Annotated in this window: 12 protein-coding genes and 1 tRNA gene; 8 read left to right on the top strand and 5 right to left on the bottom strand. The window is 52.1% G+C overall.

Features of this window, described 5'->3' with window-relative positions; all coding sequences use genetic code 11:
- Positions 1-3 precede the first annotated feature (3 nt).
- The gene (locus CDA54_RS12280) at positions 4-405 is read right to left on the bottom strand and encodes a c-type cytochrome (RefSeq protein WP_373286094.1); all 402 of its coding nucleotides are present in this window, start codon (positions 403-405) and stop codon (positions 4-6) included.
- A 328-nt stretch (positions 406-733) separates the two neighbouring features.
- Here CDA54_RS12280 and CDA54_RS12275 point away from each other — a divergent pair.
- The 4 genes from CDA54_RS12275 to CDA54_RS12260 all read left to right on the top strand — a co-directional run bounded on the left by CDA54_RS12275 (position 734) and on the right by CDA54_RS12260 (position 4,885).
- A tRNA-Arg gene (locus tag CDA54_RS12275) sits at positions 734-810 on the top strand.
- 238 nt (positions 811-1,048) lie between these two features.
- Positions 1,049-3,034 carry an acetyl-CoA hydrolase/transferase C-terminal domain-containing protein gene (locus CDA54_RS12270; protein WP_099035318.1) on the top strand — a complete coding sequence of 662 codons (1,986 nt, stop codon included), beginning with the start codon at positions 1,049-1,051 and terminating at the stop codon, positions 3,032-3,034.
- Positions 3,035-3,305: 271 nt separating this feature from the next.
- Positions 3,306-3,572 (top strand): helix-turn-helix domain-containing protein, encoded by a 267-nt coding sequence (locus CDA54_RS12265; protein ID WP_099035317.1) that lies wholly within the window; start codon positions 3,306-3,308, stop codon positions 3,570-3,572.
- Between the two features lie 2 nt (positions 3,573-3,574).
- Positions 3,575-4,885 (top strand): type II toxin-antitoxin system HipA family toxin, encoded by a 1,311-nt coding sequence (locus tag CDA54_RS12260; RefSeq protein WP_099035316.1) that lies wholly within the window; start codon positions 3,575-3,577, stop codon positions 4,883-4,885.
- A gap of 6 nt (positions 4,886-4,891) precedes the next feature.
- Here the strand turns inward: CDA54_RS12260 and CDA54_RS12255 are convergent, their stop codons facing one another.
- Positions 4,892-5,878, bottom strand: a complete 987-nt coding sequence (locus CDA54_RS12255) for a response regulator (protein WP_099035315.1) — start codon at positions 5,876-5,878, stop codon at positions 4,892-4,894.
- Positions 5,879-5,884: 6 nt separating this feature from the next.
- Positions 5,885-9,205: an MHYT domain-containing protein gene (locus tag CDA54_RS12250; protein ID WP_099035314.1), complete on the bottom strand. Its 3,321-nt coding sequence runs from the start codon at positions 9,203-9,205 to the stop codon at positions 5,885-5,887.
- A gap of 201 nt (positions 9,206-9,406) precedes the next feature.
- Here CDA54_RS12250 and CDA54_RS12245 point away from each other — a divergent pair, with 201 nt between their 5' ends.
- A complete protein-coding gene (locus CDA54_RS12245) occupies positions 9,407-10,483 on the top strand; it encodes an efflux RND transporter periplasmic adaptor subunit (RefSeq protein WP_099035313.1) in 1,077 nt (358 codons plus the stop codon).
- The gene (locus tag CDA54_RS12240; RefSeq protein ID WP_099035312.1) at positions 10,480-13,599 is read left to right on the top strand and encodes an efflux RND transporter permease subunit; all 3,120 of its coding nucleotides are present in this window, start codon (positions 10,480-10,482) and stop codon (positions 13,597-13,599) included. The genes CDA54_RS12245 and CDA54_RS12240 overlap by 4 nt, the downstream gene beginning before the upstream one ends.
- Positions 13,600-13,623: 24 nt before the next feature.
- On the opposite strand, the gene CDA54_RS12235 is transcribed toward CDA54_RS12240, so the two are convergent.
- Together CDA54_RS12235 and CDA54_RS12230 are read right to left on the bottom strand one after the other, a co-directional pair.
- Positions 13,624-14,826, bottom strand: a complete 1,203-nt coding sequence (locus CDA54_RS12235) for a multidrug effflux MFS transporter (RefSeq protein WP_099035311.1) — start codon at positions 14,824-14,826, stop codon at positions 13,624-13,626.
- A 579-nt stretch (positions 14,827-15,405) separates the two neighbouring features.
- Positions 15,406-15,777 carry a DUF4168 domain-containing protein gene (locus CDA54_RS12230; RefSeq protein ID WP_099035310.1) on the bottom strand — a complete coding sequence of 124 codons (372 nt, stop codon included), beginning with the start codon at positions 15,775-15,777 and terminating at the stop codon, positions 15,406-15,408.
- Between the two features lie 202 nt (positions 15,778-15,979).
- Here CDA54_RS12230 and CDA54_RS12225 point away from each other — a divergent pair, with 202 nt between their 5' ends.
- A complete protein-coding gene (locus tag CDA54_RS12225) occupies positions 15,980-17,476 on the top strand; it encodes a sensor histidine kinase (protein WP_229748149.1) in 1,497 nt (498 codons plus the stop codon).
- Complete coding sequence (locus CDA54_RS12220; RefSeq protein ID WP_099035309.1) at positions 17,466-18,827, top strand: sigma-54-dependent transcriptional regulator; 1,362 nt, start codon at positions 17,466-17,468, stop codon at positions 18,825-18,827. Before CDA54_RS12225 ends, CDA54_RS12220 begins: the two co-directional genes overlap by 11 nt.
- The last annotated feature ends 37 nt before the right edge of the window (positions 18,828-18,864 follow it).

Genomic DNA, 18,864 nt, shown 5'->3' with positions numbered 1-18,864 from the left:
AGATTAGAGCCCATCGATCATATGTTCGATAGCCGCTTTGATATCATCATCTGAACAATTCGCACAGGTTCCCATTGGTGGCATCGCGCCAATGCCATTAATGGCATTACTCAGCATGGTGTCAAACCCTTGCTCCATACGTGGCTTCCAGTCATCCGCCACACCTGATTTTGGCGCGCCCATGGCACCGGTTCCGTGACAGGCGAAACAGGAAGTCTGATAAATTTCCTGACCTGAACGCGGGCCCGAATCTGCAGCTGCAGTTTCGGCTTCAGCACCGGCAACCCGCACCTGACCAATAGGTTTAATGCGATCTTTAATGGCATCATCTGAAGAATCGTATGCCTGACCGGCAAACGCCACTATCAATCCAATTCCAAAAATCATTAACGTTTTAATCTTCACTACGGACTCCCACTGCCACTGGTCTGTATAAACAATTTTTTCTGGGCCAAGATTATAACGGTTAATCAGTGCCCTACAACCTTTTAATACTCACGCAAAGGGAGATTGGCTCAAATCAGAAAGCAAGAGACTTGCCCCGCGCCCGAATCCCTCCGGACCCGATAAGGCATATTTGATTACTTTATCCGAACAGGCGTTGTGCACAAAAATGCCGCCCTAAACAACAGATCCGGATTGATTTCACCTGCTGTTTGCGGCATAGTACGCCGCGCCTGGGCCTTACCGGTTTCAACCACTGACAGATTCCACGTCCGGGCTCAATCTGAAACCGCCCGTAGCTCAGCTGGATAGAGCGCTGCCCTCCGGAGGCAGAGGTCAGAGGTTCGAATCCTCTCGGGCGGGCCATCTCTTCCAGTCACTCTACCGAGAGCCATCACTAACATCTGGTGACTCCCTGAACTCACCGTGACCAAAATTTTCTTCCTCGGCAATTTCGCCTCTCTGACAGCCAATATTCTAAACAAGCCATGTCGGCCTTTATAGTCACCTTTGATAACGCACAGGCGCCAAACCTCCCATTGCCTGAGCTTTGTCTGCAGCAGATAAGCTGATAGCCTGTACGCAAAGACAAAAGAGTTTCACTATGACCCAGGAGCGCCCACAAAGAGTTTTCAGCAGCAATGTAGGCGTTGACCAGGTCATTCAACGGGTCGGCAAGAAAATTACCCTGGGTCTGCCGCTCGGTTTGGGCAAGCCCGTTCATTTTGCTAACGCCTTATATCGGCGCGCCAAACAAGATCCCAGCATAGAGCTGCATATTGTCACTGCGCTGTCACTGGTGCCGCCGAAGCCTTCCCAGGGTCTCGAAAAGCGCTTTATGGATCCTTTTGTTGCACGTCTGTACGGCGATATACCTGAGCTGGCGTATGCCAGAGATGTGCTCAATCGTGAACTGCCTGACAACGTTAAGGTTTCAGAGTTTTTCTTCCAGGCCGGTAATTTTCTCAATCATCCTGAACAGCAGCGCCGGTATATCTGCACCAATTACACTCACGCGATGCGTGATTTAATCGCACTGGGTGTTAATGTTGTCGGGCAATTGGTCGCGCCTGATACAGCCCCCGATTATCCGCAGCAGTTCAGCCTCAGTTGTAACCCTGATTTGTCACTGGATTTATTCCGGAATCTGCGGGCAGCAGAAACCAAAGACAAGCCGATAGCTTTGGTAGCGGAGTGTAATAGCAATCTGCCTTTTTTCGGCCCCGATGCTGCTGTTCCTGTCACCACGTTTGACCTTGTACTACACAATAAAGAAACGGAGTATCCTCTTTTCTCCGTCCCGCAAACTCCGATCAGTGCTCAGGATCATATGATTGGTTTTTATGCCAGCAGCCTGCTGAAAGATGGTGGTACATTGCAGGTTGGTATCGGTTCATTAGGCTCGGCATTAATCTACAGCACCTGCCTGCGGCATCAGAATAACGACTACTGGCAACAACTTTACCGTAATCTTAGAGTCGCAGAGCGTTTCCCGGTCGCCGAAGAATACGGTGGTACCGCCCCGTTTAAAAAAGGCCTGTATGGTTGTAGTGAGATGATGGTAGATGGTTTTATCCATCTGCTGGAAGCAGGCATCCTGAGCCGGAAGGTTTATCCAGACGCCGGGCTACAGGAGCAGATCAACCAGGGGGTTTTAGATCCAAAGCACAACGATGATGCCCGGTTACGACAGGGTGTTGTCATGCATGGCGGATTTTATCTGGGGCCCAGAGATTTTTATCACAAACTGGCGCAACTGACAGGCGAACAGCGCAGGCTTATCTGCATGAGCAGCGTGAACTATATTAATGATCTTAACGATCATCGCTTTGGCGATCAGCGCCTTAAGGTGGCGCAGCGGGTTGCCGGCCGCTTTATCAACTCCGCGATGCAATGCACGCTGGATGGCGCCGCGGTTTCTGACGGGCTGGAAGATGGCCGGGTGTTAAGTGGCGTTGGCGGGCAATATAACTTTGTCGCCATGGCCCATGAACTTGAAGGCGCCCGCTCCATACTAACCATACGCAGCACCCGCACCTCAGGCACCGAAACGCTGTCCAATATATTATTTTCCTACGCTCACTGCACTATTCCGCGGCATCTGCGTGATATCGTTATCACCGAATACGGCATCGCCGATCTTCGCGGAAAAGCCGACGAACAGGTTTACCTGGCGTTAATCCGCATTGCCGACTCAAGATTCCAGCCAGGGTTATTAAAACAGGCGCAGAAGGCCGGTAAAGTCGCTCAGGATTTCAGCTTACCGGCACTTTGGCGAAACAATACACCGCAGGCTATAGAGCGAATCCTGGGGGATTTTCAACAAAAGGGGCTGTTCCCGGCATTTCCCTTTGGCTGTGACTTCACAGAGGATGAGTTAAAGATTGGCAAAGCCCTGAAGCTCCTGAAAGCCCGCACCTCAACCCGCTTAGGTAAAGTAAAAACCTTATTTCAGGCTCTGATTTATGGCTCGGCTGGCGAAAACTACGCCTTTTTATTGCAGCGCATGCAGCTGGATAAAGTGCATGGATTTAAGGCCTGGCTGGATCGTCGCCTGCTTATTCTGGGATTAAAAAAAGCGGGAGTTTAATACCACTCCAAATTCACAACGACTGCCAGACTGCATAAACAGCTGGCACGGGGGACTACACAACAGTCGGCAAACTATCTGGCCTGGCGGCGATTTTTTAACATCCACAGCAAGTCAACGGCTTTTAAAAAGTATATTGAAGCGATAGTACGGACATTTACTCTGCAGCGTAATATACCAATTATTACGCCTTGGCGTATATTGACAGAATTATCGCTGTAGCGTATATTTCCATTATTTACGCTATAGCGTATCAACAAATGGTTAAATTATGAATATCACCAGGCCTGAACAATTAAGCACCTATATAAAAGAGCAGCGCAAAAAAGCCGGTATGACTCAAAAGCAGGTTTCTGATCGGGTTGGCATTCGCATTGCCACAATTTCAGACTTTGAGAATAAACCTGAGTCCTGCAAGCTGGAAACCTTTTTTAAAATCCTGGCCGCCCTTGACCTTCAGCTTGATGTTACCCCCCGTGGAAAACGCTCACAAAGCCTTCCTCATAATGAACCAGGACAATGGAATGAGGGCTGGTGACAGTGAATACCCTTGATATCTATATGAATGGTATAAAGGTGGGCGAGTACAGACGGTCCCGCAGTGGAGCAAACAGCTTCGTCTATGATAAAAGCTGGCTGACTTCGCCCGGCACACGCTGTATATCATTGTCCTTACCCTTACGTGAGGCACCCTATAATGGCCCTGAGGTATATAACTATTTTGACAATCTTCTGCCGGACTCACGGGAAATTCGCGAGCGTATTGTTGCCCGATATAATGCGGATTCAACAGAACCTTTTGATATTCTTGAGCAAATCGGCCGGGATTGTGTGGGTGCAGTTCAGCTTGTTCCGCACCGTTCTTCCCCCCCTCAGGTAAAACAGATTCAGGCAAAGCCTCTTGATGATGAGAAGGTAGCGAATATCCTTAAAGGCTATCAGTCACAGACACCTCTTGGCATGCTCAAAGAGGAAAATGATTTCCGCATTTCTCTGGCCGGAGCACAGGAAAAAACCGCGCTGTTGTATCACGACGGACAATGGTGCCTGCCGTTGCATGCAACGCCAACCACCCACATCATTAAACTTCCCATCGGCGAAATTCAATCTCATGACCGTATCATTGATATGACACACAGTGTCGAGAATGAGTACTTATGTCTTAAGATTGCCAGGGAATATGGCTTTGAGGTGCCGGAGTGCGAAATCATTACCCCTGATGATATGAAAGCGCTGGCGGTTAAACGCTTCGACAGAAAGCTCGCAGCGGATGGATCCTGGATCATGCGCTTACCCCAGGAAGATTTTTGTCAGGTTACGGGCACATCGCCAGCAAAAAAGTATGAATCGGACCGTGGCCCAGCCATTAAACAGATTATGAAAGAGTTGATGGGGGCGAGTGACCCTATAGCAGATCGCAGCTTATTCATGCGTGCGCAGGTTCTGTTCTGGCTACTTGGCGCAACTGACGGACATGCGAAGAATTTCTCCATATTTATTGAACCCGCCAACCAATACCGTCTCACGCCGCTGTATGACATTCTCTCAGCCTATCCGGCAATCAGCCCCAAAGGTCTGCATGAGCGGGATCTTAAACTGGCCATGTCCTTAAAGGGAAGCAAGGGCCGAAAGTATCAATGCATGATGATTCAAAGAAGACACTTTCTGGCCACAGCAAAAGAAGTGGGCTTCAGCGAAAACACAATGAACAAAATTCTTGATGAGATGACATTGGCAACAGAGGGGGTTATTAACAAGGTAGCGAAAGATTTACCTGAAAATTTCCCCGCATTTATTTCTGACCCCATATTTTCAGGGATGCGTAAATACAGCGAGCGGTTATCAGGTTAGTGCAAGTCACTCGTCTTTAAAGCGTGCCTTTATCGCCAGGATGGCGTCGAGTTCCTGCTCCAGTAACTCAATCAGGCGGGGCTGAAAGTGTTTACCCTTTTGATCCCGCATAAAGATAAGGGTTTCTTCAACGCTCCAGGCCTCTTTGTAGGGGCGCTTACTGGTCAGGGCATCGAATACATCGGCCACTGCCACTATTCGCCCTTCAAGAGGGATATCTTCGCCCTTTAATCCCGCAGGATAGCCACTGCCATCCCATTTCTCATGGTGGGTGAGCGCAACCTGTTTCGCCAGGCTGATCAGATCCGAGTCTTCCTCACCCAGGATCTCAGCACCAATCTGTGGGTGTTTTTTCATTTCATCAAACTCTTCCGCAGTGAGTTTACCCGGCTTAAGCATAATGCTGTCAGCAATGCCGATTTTACCCACATCATGCATCGGTGCTGCATGCAACAACATATCGGCGCGGCTGTCACTGAAACCATAAGCCAGCGCCAGTACTCTGGAATAATGGCTCATGCGCATCACATGCATGCCGGTTTCATTATCTTTAAACTCTGCCGCCCGCCCCAGTCGCTGAATGATCTGCAAACGTGTTGCGCGCAGCTCATCGGCCTGCACCAACGACAAATGCGTACGTACTCTTGCCCGCACCACCGCCTTTGATACCGGCTTGGTAATATAATCCACCGCGCCTATGTCAAACCCCTGCGCTTCATCTGTTTCATCACTCAGTGCAGTCACAAAAATCACCGGAATAGCCGCCGTAGCAGTCTGTGACTTCAGGGTCTTACAGACTTCCAGCCCGGTCATATCCGGCATCATAATATCCAGCAAAATCAAATCCGGCTTATTTTGCTGTGCCAGGCGCAAGGCTTCATTGCCACTTTTGGCAAATATCAGCCGATAGTCATCGTGCAGGATTTGCTTGAGTACCCGCAAATTGGCTGGTTCGTCGTCGACAACCAGAATAGTATTTTGCATGTCCTGCATGATGGATTACCTCTGAGTTAGCTCTTGTATCAAGCTGTCAATTGACTGAATAGCCTGAGCGAATTCAAAATCATTCAATGCCCGATAAATTGCATTAATTTCACTGGCATGCCCTGTCAGTGAGTGACTCATCAATTCATCCAGTGCTGTTTCGTCAATCTCATTCTGGCTCGCGGCCTGGCGGAGTTTTTGCAGCATACCTATCAGAACGGCAGGATCCGCTGATTGCGTCGCTTTCTGCTTCCGCTCTGCATCTTTATCACTACGGATTGCCTGGCGGATTTGATCAAACAACGTCAGTGCAGGTGGAACCAGGCTGTCACACTGTTGTGGGTGGCTGTTAAGAACCGCTTCAAGCTTTTCCAGACTGCGCATCAGGCTGGTCAGGGAAAGATTGCCACATATCCCTTTGAGCTTATGAGCTGTTTGCTTCAGGTCCTGCCAGTCCTGATTTTCACAACTGTGCGCAAGTTGTTTAAAAGCAGACTCCTGTTCTTTAACAAAAGCCTTCAGCTGTCGATAGTAGTCCTCCTTGCTGCCCCACAGGGCAATTCCCTTTTTCTCATCAATCAGCTTACCCGAGCACTCTTCCTGTACAACGGCCACGTTGCTGCCACCTTGTGCCAGGCCCAGCACCCTTGCAATTTCTACCGACAACAGTTGCATATCAACGGGTTTATTGGCAAAACCGTCCATACCGGCCTGCTTTGCCGCCTTTCTGTCATCTTCCAGCACACTGGCGGTCAGAGCAATGATGGGAACAGGCTTAAGCCCCTGCTGCTGTTCAGTCTGGCGCCTTTGTCTGGCTGCCGCCAGGCCGTCCATCACCGGCATTTGCACGTCCATCAGCACCAGATCAATCTGTTGCTCTGCCTGCATGCGGATCAGCGCCTGTTTACCATCCCGGGCGCTAAGCACTTTATGCCCCTGCCTTTGCAGTAACAGGGTCAACAACTCTATATTCTGCTGAATATCGTCCACCACCAGAATCGTCAAGGCGGGCAAACGAATCTGCTGCTGTTGTTCTGTCTCCTTGTCCTGACCGGGCTTGAGGGGCAGCACAAAGCGGAACTGACTGCCTTTACCCGATTCGCTCTGAGCACTGATCTCGCCACCCATCAGCTCCACCAGCTGTTTGCTGATGGTGGTACCCAGTCCTGTACCACCAAAACGCCGGCTCATGGAGGCATCTGCCTGGGTGAAGGGTTCAAACACCGCCTGTAGTTGTGACGGCGTCATACCGATACCGGTATCTTCAATCAGAAATTCTATCTGCTCAGCGGCAAGAGGTTTAACGCTGACCCTTACATGACCTTGCTGAGTAAACTTCACCGCATTGCTGATAAGGTTAGTCAGTACCTGCCGGATCCGCTCAGGAGAACCGGAATAACTGGTCTGTAGCTTAGGCGAGATATCAGCGTTTAACTCCAGCCCCTTTTTGCGGGCCTGTAACCATAAGGTAGAGATCACCGCATCGACTTCCTGAATCAGCGAGAAATCGCGAACCTCCAGCTCCAGCTTACCCTTATCCAGTTTGGCGCTGTCGAGCACATCGTTCAGCAGGTGCAACAGTGACCTGGCAGACTGATTGATGGTTTTGAGGTGGCGTAGCTGCTCATCCTCCAGCGAACTTTCCAGCAAAATATCACTGAATCCGATAATCGCATTCATCGGTGTACGAATTTCATGGCTCATATTGGCCATAAATGCGGCCCGGGCCGACGCCGCCTGCTCTGCTTTTTCTTTGGCCTCCCGCAGCGCCTGTTCCATTTCCCGCCGCTCGGTAATATCCATAATAAAGCCGTCCAGCCAGGTGGTTCCGCTTTGCCGATCTTTGAGGGTAACCCCCTGTTCCATCAGCCAGCGAATTTCACCATCACGCCTGATCAGCCGGTATTCAATATTAAAGGCGCCCTCAGCAGATGCTTCGACTTCGGCCCGTTTACGATCTTCGGGATGAATCAAATCAGCGAAACTGCGTTTAGGATCAGGCAGCACAAAGTCTTCTGGCGGATAGCCGGTGATCCCCTCAACCCCGTCGCTGATAAATACCATCGGCCACTCTGGTGTACTTTCGCAACGATAGGCAATTCCGGGGATATTGGTGATAAATGAGCGAAACTTCTCTTCGTTTTCACGCAGTGACTGTTCCATCTTCAGACGCTGACGAATATCGGAAATAAAGCCGACAAAAAAATCGTCGTTAGCCATGCGCACATGGCCGATAGCCAGACGAATATCTATCCTTTCGCCATTTTTATGCACCGCCTGCACTTCTCTTCCCTGGCCGATGATCCTGGCCTCTCCGGTATCCAGATACCGCTGCAGATAACTATCGTGTTCAGAACGTACCGGCTCAGGAGTCAGCATGCTGACATTGTTACCAACCAGCTCAGCTGCTGACCAGCCCAGCAATTGTTGTACGGCGCGATTAACACTGGTAATCACACCATGGCTGTCGATTGTCACTATGCCATCTACTGCTGTATCCATTGTGGCCAGCAACCGGCGTTCACTTTCTGATGCCCGTTGTGATATATCTTTGTAGCGGAAGATAAGATTAATCCCCAGCACCAGAAAGATAATCACAACAGTGACAGCCGCTACCCCCAGTGCCAGATATATGGAGATCTCAGCAGGCTGTTCACTTAATTCCATCCCCGGCGGCCTGACAAAGCGCGCAGCCGCCATACCGGTGTAATGCATACCGGCAATGGCACAGCCCATTACCACACTGGCAACAACGTTTGCGTGCCATGGTCGGTAGCCACTTTTCCAGACCCGGTGCAAACCGGAGCGTACCCACAGCGACAACATTGCCAGCGTTACTGCAACCACTATCGACAGGCTGAACATCCAGGGGTCATATCGCAGTAGGGGTGCCATTTGCATCGCCGCCATACCAGTGTAGTGCATGGTGCCAATGCCGGCACCCACCAGTACCCCTGCGATCAGCAGCGACACAAAGCTTTGCCGGTGGCGGTTAATATGGTTCAGGGCGATCCATGAGGCACAGATTCCCGGTAACAGCGAGAGCAATGTCAGTAGCCAGCCGTACTCTACCTGCGTGCAAAGTTCAAAGGCCAGCATGCCGATAAAATGCATCGACCAAATACCGCCGCCCAGCGCAATGCCGCCAACCAGCAACATAATCTGTCGGCGCCTGGGTGAGCCACTGACGGCGGCCTGGGACATTACCTGCAAACCCATAAAAGAAGCAAAAACGGCAATCAGCACAGAGAGTATGACTAACCAGAGGTTATAGTCGCCATACAGCAGAATGCTGTCCTGCGGAATTGAAAACTGACGGAGAATCCAGTCAAACATAGTGTACACAGCCGTTTGTTGGGTAAGCCAACTACAACACAACTTACTGGTGCGATCCAGAGTGTAGCGGGCATTTGAGGGCTCGCAGCGCTGGTGGCTAATAACTAAAGCTTACAATTGCTTCCTTGCTGGTGCTCAAGTCCATCGGTATATTCAGGCTATGCTGTCCAATTATCCGCGCCTGTTGCCAGGGATGCACTTATGTTGAAAAAGATATCGTTATCTCCCGTGATCATTGCCGTAGTGCTGGCCATAGCGCTGGTTATCTGGCTGTTAAGTGGTGACGACTACAGTGCCCGTACAGAAGCGCCCGCTGAACAACAACCTCCGAAAGCACAGCTGGCCAGTGTTGAAACGCGCTGGTCTGAGGCCCAGCCCTATGCAGCCACAACAATTGCACAGGGCCAGGTGCTGCCCTGGCGTCTGGTGGAGATCAAGTCACAGCAAAGCGGCAGGGTAGAACAGCTATACAAGCAACAGGGCGAGCCCGTGCAGCAAGGGGAAAAGCTGTTGCGTATTTCCGATGAAGGCCGAAGTGCATTGCTGGCCCAGGCTCAGGCCAACCTGAAATTACGCCAAAGCGAACTGAAAAGCGCGCGCTCCCTGGAGGAATCGCAGTTTTCCTCGGCCACTGAACTGACCCGGCTGGAAAGTGAACTGGCAAAAGCCGAAGCCGAGTTACAAAGCGCCCGTCTTAACCTCAATCAAACTGAGCCCGGCGCCCCCTTTGATGGTGTGGTCGACCGCCGCCATATCGAAGTGGGCGACCTGGTGCAAAGCGGCACGGCCCTGATGCAACTGGTGCAACTGGACAAGCTCAAAGTCACCGCACAGATCCCACAGCAACATGTAAGCGAACTGGAAATTGGCCAGAGCGCAACCCTGACTCTGCTCGATGGCCGCAAACTGGAAGGCACCTTAAGCTTTATCAGCGCGGCTGCCGATACCGCCACCCGCAGTTTTTATGTTGAGATCACGGCCCCCAACCCGCAACATTGGCGCATCGCCGGTGGCAGCGCCACGGTGGAAATAGCCCTTGGCAGTGTGCCCGCTCATCATGTATCACCGGCGCTGCTGAGCCTGGATGACAGCGGTAACCTGGGGCTTTCGGTGGTTAACGCACAACAGCAGGTGGAGTTTTATCCGATCAGCATCCTCTCCGCCACCAATGATGGCGCCTGGATCAGCGGTTTGCCTGAACGGGCACAAATCATCATACAGGGCGCCGGCTTTGTGCAGCCAGGAGACGTGGTGCATACCACTGAGGCAAAATCATGAATCAGATGATTCGCGCGGCGATACAACGCAGCCGCGCCAGCATCATGTTATTGCTGTTTTTGTTTATCGCCGGGATTACCGCGTACCAATCCATTCCCAAGGAAGCCAATCCGGATGTGGCCATTCCTATGATGTATGTGTCCATGACCCTGGATGGCATCAGCCCGGAAGATGGTGAGCGTTTACTTGTCAGGCCTATGGAACATGAGTTGCGCTCCCTGGAAGGGATCAAGAAGATGACCTCCACTGCCAGTGAAGGTCATGCCTCGGTAATGCTGGAATTCGATGCCGGATTTGACGCCGACAGGGCGCTGACCGATGTGCGGGTCAAGGTGGACGCCGCCCGGGCCAAATTACCCAGCGAAGCGGAAGAGCCAACCGTTAACGAAATTAATGTGGGTCTGTTCCCGGTATTGTCTGTGGGCCTGTCCGGCCCGGTTTCAGAAAACCAACTGGTGTTTATTGCCCGCCAGTTAAAAGAGAATATCGAGTCCATTCCCGAAGTGCTGGAAGTGGATATCGGTGGTGACCGCGAGGATTTACTCGAAATCGTGGTCGATCCGCAGGTACTCGAAGGCTACGGGCTGGATTATCAGCAACTTTTCAGCCTGGTCTCCAACAATAACCGCCTGGTGGCGGCAGGCAGCCTGGACACCGGTGCCGGTCGCATGGCCATGAAAGTGCCGGGGGTGATAGAGGATCTGGATGATGTGCTGTCTATACCCATCAAGGTAGATGGCGACACCGTAATTACTTTTGCCGATGTGGCCACCATCAGCCGCAGCTTTAAAGATCCCCTTGGCTTTGCCCGCATAAACGGTCAGCCTGCGGTGGTACTGGAAATTAAGAAACGTAGTGGCGCCAATATCATCTCGACCATAGAGCAGACCAAACAAATTATTGAACAGGCCGACAGCCTGCTGCCCGAAGGCATGGAAGTGAATTACATCATGGATCAGTCTAAGGATGTGAAAATCATGCTCTCGGATCTGCTCAATAATGTGCTTACCGCGGTGGTGCTGGTGCTGATACTGATCATTGCTACCATGGGCATACGTTCAGCGGTACTGGTGGGCATCACCATACCGGGTGCGTTTTTTGCCGGCATACTGATGATCTATATGCTGGGCTATACCATGAACATTATCGTGCTGTTTGCCCTGATCCTGGTGGCCGGGATGCTGGTGGATGGCGCTATTGTGGTCAGCGAGCTGGCAGACAGGAATCTGGCCGAAGGCCAGAAACCCAAACAGGCCTGGGCCAATGCCGCCAACCGCATGGCCTGGCCTATTATTGCCTCCACGGCCACCACCATAGCGGTGTTTACACCGCTGTTGTTCTGGCCCGGTGTTGTCGGTCAGTTTATGAAGTATCTGCCAGCCACCGTAATCCTCTGCTTGCTGGCATCCTTGCTTATGGCACTGATATTTTTGCCGGTTATGGGCAGCGTCAGTCGTACCCAAAGCCTGGCTCACGAGGTTAAAAGCAGCGCCGGGGGTAAAGCCTATGGCCGTGCGCTGGGTTGGCTGTTACGCCGTCCCGGCCTGACCTTTATCGGTGCGATTGGCGCCATAGTTGTGATTTACCTGGCCTATGGTAAATACAACCATGGCCTGGAATTTTTCCCCTCCGTTGAGCCTGAGTCAGCCCAGGTCTGGGTCAGAGCTCGTGGCGATATGTCAATTTATGAAAAAGACGCCCTGCTGCAAAAGGTCGAAAAGCGGCTGCTTGGCTTATCTGAAGTCAAGGCCCTGTATGCCCGCTCGCTGGCCAGTGCCAGCGGTGAACTGGCGCCGGATGTGATTGGCACCCTGCAGTTTCAGTTTATCGACTGGCATCAGCGCCGACGGGCAGCAAAGATACTGGAAGAAATGCGCAGCCTGACGGCAGATATTCCCGGTATTATTCTCGAGTTCCGTGAGCAGGAAGGCGGCCCGGCAGCAGGCAAACCGGTCGAGTTGCAGGTCAGCAGTATGGACAACAAAGCCACCGAACAGTCAGTGGAGAAGATCATCGCTCAGATGCAACAAATGGAGGGCTTTGTTGATATTGAAGATGATCGCAGCCTGCCAGGGGTGGAATGGCGGCTGCTGGTTGATCGCGCCGCCGCCGCCCGCTTCGGTGCCGATGTGCTGACTGTAGGTAACGCCGTACAGATGATCAGTAACGGTCTGCTGCTGGCCAAATTCCGCCCCGAATACGCCAGTGATGAAGTGGATATCCGCGTGCGTTTTCCCCAGAACTGGCGTTCACTGGATCAGCTCAGTCGCCTGACCATTAACACCCCCCGTGGGCAGGTACCGCTGAGCAATTTTGTGAAACTGGAGCCCGCCCCAAAAACCAGTATTGTTAAACGCATCGATGGTAACCGCGCCATCACCATCAAAGCCGACCTTAGTGAAGGCTATCAGGTCAGTGAAAGGCTGCAGGCCCTGTATGCCAGTGAACTGGATATAGCGGACAATGTATCGATTAAAACCGCCGGGGAAAGTGCCGATCAGCAGGAAGCCATGACCTTTCTGATCCGCGCCTTTATTACCGCGATATTTCTGATGCTGATGATCCTGCTGGTGCAATTTAACAGCTGGTATCAGAGCCTGCTGGTGCTCTCCGCTATCATTTTCTCCACCGCCGGGGTGTTACTGGGCCTGCTAATCAATGGCCAGAGCTTTGGCGTGGTCATGGTAGGCATGGGTATTATCGGGCTGGCGGGCATTGTGGTGAATAACAATATTGTACTCATCGACACCTATAATCAGATGCGCGATAACGGCTTGTCACCACAACAGGCAGCACTGGAAACCGGCTGTCTGCGTTTAAGGCCGGTACTGCTGACGTCTGTTACCACAGTGCTGGGGCTGATGCCCATGGTGCTGGCGGTCAACGTCAATCTGCTTGAGCCCAGCCTTGGCTTTGGCGCCCCCTCCACTCAATGGTGGACACAGATGTCCAGCGCCATTGCCGGTGGGCTGGTATTTGCCACCGCCCTGACCTTATTTCTGACCCCCTGTATGCTGGTACTGGGCGAGAAAATCAAACCACGTAAAACCGCCAGTCAATCTGCACCGGTAACCAGCGACGAAGAGATTCCCCTGCTAGTTAAACGAAGGGCCTGAATAGCTAACGTAATCAGAACCTGGCTAATTTTGCTCTTGTTCGGCAGGGACAGCTCTGCCACGGGTAACGACTTTGGTCAGCAACACCACCACCAATGCACAGAACATCAGCGTGGCAAAGGGCACCGCCGTACCGGTGTAGGTTAACGCCAGTACCGGCCCCACCAGGGCACCACTGCCAAAGCGCAGACTGCCGATTACCGCAGTAGCCGTACCCGAATGATGGGGAAAACGAATGAGGATCAGGGAGTCAGCGTTAACTGCCATAAGGCCCAGCGAGCCAATCAACGGAATAATACTGACCACGGTGTAGGCCAGCCCCAGTCCAAGCAGGTTTACGGTAAGCAGACTGGCAGCGGCCAGCAACCCCATCACCAGACCTATGCTAAGCATTTTCTCCGAGCCATGGCGCACCACCAGCCGGGTATTAACAAAGTTCACCATCATTAACGCCGCCACATTGGACGCAAACAGAATACCGAACAATTGCTCGGAAACACCGAACGCCTCCATGTACACCACAGGCACTGCGGTCAGATAGCCGAAAAAGGCAAAAGATACCAGCATGGAAATGACAATATGCGGCTGGGCTGCACGGTTACCCAGCACCGTCACATAGCCTGAGAAGAACAGTTTCAGCCAGGGACCGTGCTGAGTACGGGTCGCGACTTCCGGTAACCAACGAAAAGCTGGCAGCCATAGCAATAGTGCATAACAGGCCAGCACCACAAAGATCACACGCCAGTCGAACCATTGCAGGATCAGACTGCCAACACTGGGTGCAATCAATGGCGCTATCATCATAATCATCGACACATAGGACATGCCTTTAGCCGTATTCTGGCCATATAAGTGACGCACAATACCCGGCACCACCACTGCGGCCGCTCCCCCGGCCATGGCCTGCATGGTACGCAGCACCAGAAACCACTCTATCTGGCGCACAAACACGATAGCGATACTGAGCAGCATAAACAGGCACAGGCCCCAGAGCGCAAGAGGTCGGCGGCCGACAATATCGGCGATAGGACCAAAGATCAGCATAGACAACGCAAAACCCGCCAGATAACAGCTCAGGGAAACCTGGACCAGAGAGATCTCGGTATTCAGACTTTCAGAGATCGCCAGAAAAGCCGGCAAATACATATCGATTGCCAGCGGGGTAACAGCGGTGACTGAGGCCAGTAAAAGTATGACCCAATTAAACCTGGATTCGGCAGTTGGCACACGAGCGATAGCGCATCTCCTTGATTCGTCTGGTTATATGAAAAAATGCCTCATCACCAACAGGATGACCACGGATTTTTTCATTACGCCATCCAAATCAGACAATTGTACTCTCACCTCGCGCGTAACCCGGGAATCCGGGTTGAGAGTTTGTGGCTGAGATGCCTGCATAAATTCTCCGAGAGCAGGCTATCATACGTTAACCGCTCACAGAGCGTAAACGAATAAGCGTTACAATCCTTAATGCCCGCGATAAGTATCGGCCACAAGGTCTAATGCCAGTCAGCTAAGCTGACTGGCATTTTTATACCTCTTCAAAGGCCGGCAAAGCTGATAGCCTGGCTGTCCCTGCATTTATGACGTACTAACCGAAAGACATCAAAGACAGGGAGGTCAATGTCTCGTTTAGCTCAACTTACAAACGCCACATATCCCTAACTGAAGTGCATTACCGTATCGCCGGAGAATACTCCCCGCAACTCCGGCATACGACCGCCTGGGACGGCGGAAGAGCTGGATGCCCGAAATAAAAAAGGGAAGCTAAAAAGCTTCCCCTTTTTTACCATTCAACCGGCCAGATTACTCACCGGCAAGTTCGTTCATACGCTCTCGCAACTGCTCGTCGGTCTGCAGACGCTGAACAATAGTGTTGTACTCGTCAGTAGACAAGCCTGATTCAGAAACTGCATTAATCATTTCCTGCTGAGCCTTTTGCTGAATTTCCTGTGCCTTGGTTTGATCCTCGGCGTTCTGGAAAGCTTCGGCATACTTGCCACTGATGGCGCGCACTTCACTCATAGCATCTACCACTTGCTGCAACTTGCCATCCGATACGCGTTCCTGAGGTTGCGCCTGCTGTTGCTGAGGTACCGGTGCATCCTGTGCTACAGCACCTGTGGTAAAGCCCATCAATGCAATACTGGTAGAAGCAGCAATCATTAATTTACGCATAGGTAAGTCTCCTGTTATTTGCTGGCAAAAATCTGCCAATTCGATTTACGACATTTCATCCCAAATAAAGCGAAGGTCGTGCCAGTTTCGCAGTAGAGACTTAACTCATTGTTTTATAATAATTATATAAATCTCATGTGACCGGCATCCTGCAATCCCCCAATTAATAGTGTATCCTTTTGACATGGAAAGGTGTCGCGGTGTGACAAATTTGAACATATTTTCACGCAGTATACACAAACTCAAGGCCATGGGGCTGCAACCTCTGCTGACGCTATATCTGGTACTACCCATGGTGATCATTTACGCTCTGGTGACCTGGTTTGGACTGGCGTTTGTCAAACAGATGGCCAATGAGAAATTGCGCAGCGATCTGGAACTGGTAGGTCGCGCTATCCGCCTGCCGGTAAGTGAAGCGCTAGCCAAAAATGATCTCACTGCCCTGCAATCAAACCTTGAGTCAGTATTCAGTATCGGCCGTGTCTATGGTGCCTCTGTGTTCGATAAAGAGGGTAAGCTGGTAACCTTTTCCGGCGTCACAGAAAAAGATCTCAGCCGCAGCAATATGGCCGAGCTGGTGGTACAAACCGGCGAGCAACAGGATGGCTACCGTTCTGTTGAAGGGCGGGATGTTTATTCTTATTTTTTGCCCATCACCGACCGCCATGGTGAGGTCAGCGGGCTGCTACAGATCACTCGCCGTGCCAGCGATTTTGAGCGCTCATTCGACAAACTCGCCCGCCTTGCCTGGCTAAGCTGGGCTGGCCTGGTGCTGGTGACGCTGGGGATCCTGTTTCTCGGCCACCATCGCGCTATCGGTCGCTATGTCAGTCAACTGGTCAGCAGCATGCGCCGTGTGGCACAGGGGGATCACAAGCACAGAGCCACCGAGTCCGGCCCCAGAGAAATACGTGAACTGATAAACGGATTAAATCAGATGCTCGATAGTATTACTGCTGCCGAAGCCGAGATCAGCGCCCACCGACACCAGGAGTATCTTTTACAGGAGCAACTTAAAGAGAAAGAGAAGATGGCGGCCATTGGCCAGGTGGCCCGCGGTGTGGCCCATGAACTGGGCGCCCCGTTAACAGTAATTGATGGCCGCGCACAGCGCCTGAGCCGTCAGACCGACGATGCCGACAGTCTGCGTCAGCTTGCGGCGGTCAGAGGCCAGGTAAAACGTTTGACCCGAATGGTGCAACAACTGTTGGATTTCAGCCGCCATCAACAGGTGCAGACCGAAAAGTTTGATATTACGGACCTGGTAAACCAGGCGGTGGAAAACCTCGGTTATGAAATGCTGATCGACAGCTGCAAAATAGATATCACATCTTCGTCGGCACAGATGCTCATTGGCGATCCTCAGCGCCTGGAGCTGGCGCTGATCAATATCCTGCGCAATGCAGTGCAGGCGGCACAAAATGCAGTGACCATTCACTGGCATCAGGTTGCGGAATCTTTGCTGATCCATATAGAAGATGACGGGCCGGGACTTGCCACCCCACAGCAGAGCGAAAAATTACTCAGCCCCTTTTATACCACTAAAAATCAGGGAGAAGGCACCGGACTGGGGCTGACGATTGCTGCTCATATTATCAAAGACCACCGCGGAGAACTTAGCCTGGGAAACCGTAAAAATGGCGGTTGCCGGGTTACAGTCAGACTCCCATTGCCGGAACATTCAGAACATGAATCTTAGTCAGGTTACCGTTGTAGAAGACGATCCCGGATTGCGCGAATTACTCCAGGAAGAACTGGAGAGTTGCGGTTATCAGGTGAATGCCTTTGAGTCTGCCGAGCTCGCCTTACAACATCATATTGAGGATAAGCCGGATCTGGTGATCAGCGACATTCGTCTGCCGGGGATCAGTGGCATGCAACTGCTGCCCAAACTCAAGGCCTGGGATCCGGCCCCGGCGGTATTGCTGATCACCGCCTTTGCCTCGGTGAACGAAGCCGTCTCTGCCCTCAAACAGGGTGCCGATGACTTTATTACCAAACCGCTGGATCTTGAGCACCTGCTGTTAAACGTTAAACGTCTGCTGGAACACCGGGCGCTGTATCTGGAAGTGAACCAGTATCGCCAACAGCAACAGGCTCAAACCTATGGTCTGGTGGGGAAAAGCCGCAGTATGCGCCAGTTGTGCCATCAGATTGAACATATTGCCCCCGCCGATGGCGGCGTACTGATCCTCGGCGAAAGCGGCACCGGCAAGGAGCTGGTCGCCAAGGCCGTGCATCAGGCGAGCCCCCGTCAGGATAAACCCTTTCTGGCTATTAACTGTGCCGGGATCCCTGCCGAGTTAATGGAAAGCGAGTTCTTTGGCCATGCCGCCGGTGCTTTTACCGGGGCCAGACTGGCCAGGGCCGGTTTGCTTAAAGAAGCACAAGGCGGCAGCCTTCTGCTGGATGAAATCGGCGAGATGCCGGTGTCTTTACAAGCCAAATTACTGAGGGTATTGCAGGAAGGCACCATGCGCCCTGTTGGCAGTGATAAGGAAGAACCTGTGGATGTGCGTATTCTCGCCGCCACTCATCAGGATCTCGAGCAGCGGGTCACCGATGGCGCCTTTCGTGCCGACCTGTTCTACCGCCTGGAAACCTTTACCATCAAAGTGCCACCACTGCGTGAGCGTGGCGAGGATTTGGAACTGCTGGCCGAGCATTTTTTACAGCAACTCAGGCTGTCTCAGCCTAAGCAGGTGCGGGGCATTGCCCCCGAAGCACTGGACTGCCTGTATCAGTATCCCTTTGCCGGAAATGTCAGAGAACTACAAAATGCCATAGAGCGAGCCTATACCTTCTGCCAGGATAATTATATTGGGCTGGCCGATCTGCCTGAACGGATCCGTCAATCAGCACCCGCTGAGCCCTCGGTCATCAGTGAGAGTCAGCGCCAAAGCTGGCCCAGCCTGCAACACATGCAGCAACAATATGTTGCTCAGGTGCTTGAGCATACCGGCGGCAACAAACAAAAGGCGGCACAAATACTGGGGATCACCCGCCGGACACTGTATCGCTGGCTGGAAGATGATGAAAACGGGAAATAACCGCAGACCCCGGACACCTTGCGCGTAGCCCGTTAAG

Source organism: Lacimicrobium alkaliphilum, assembly GCF_002591895.1.
Taxonomy (GTDB): Bacteria; Pseudomonadota; Gammaproteobacteria; order Enterobacterales; family Alteromonadaceae; genus Lacimicrobium; species Lacimicrobium alkaliphilum.
This window is presented reverse-complemented; position numbering and strand designations above follow the sequence as displayed.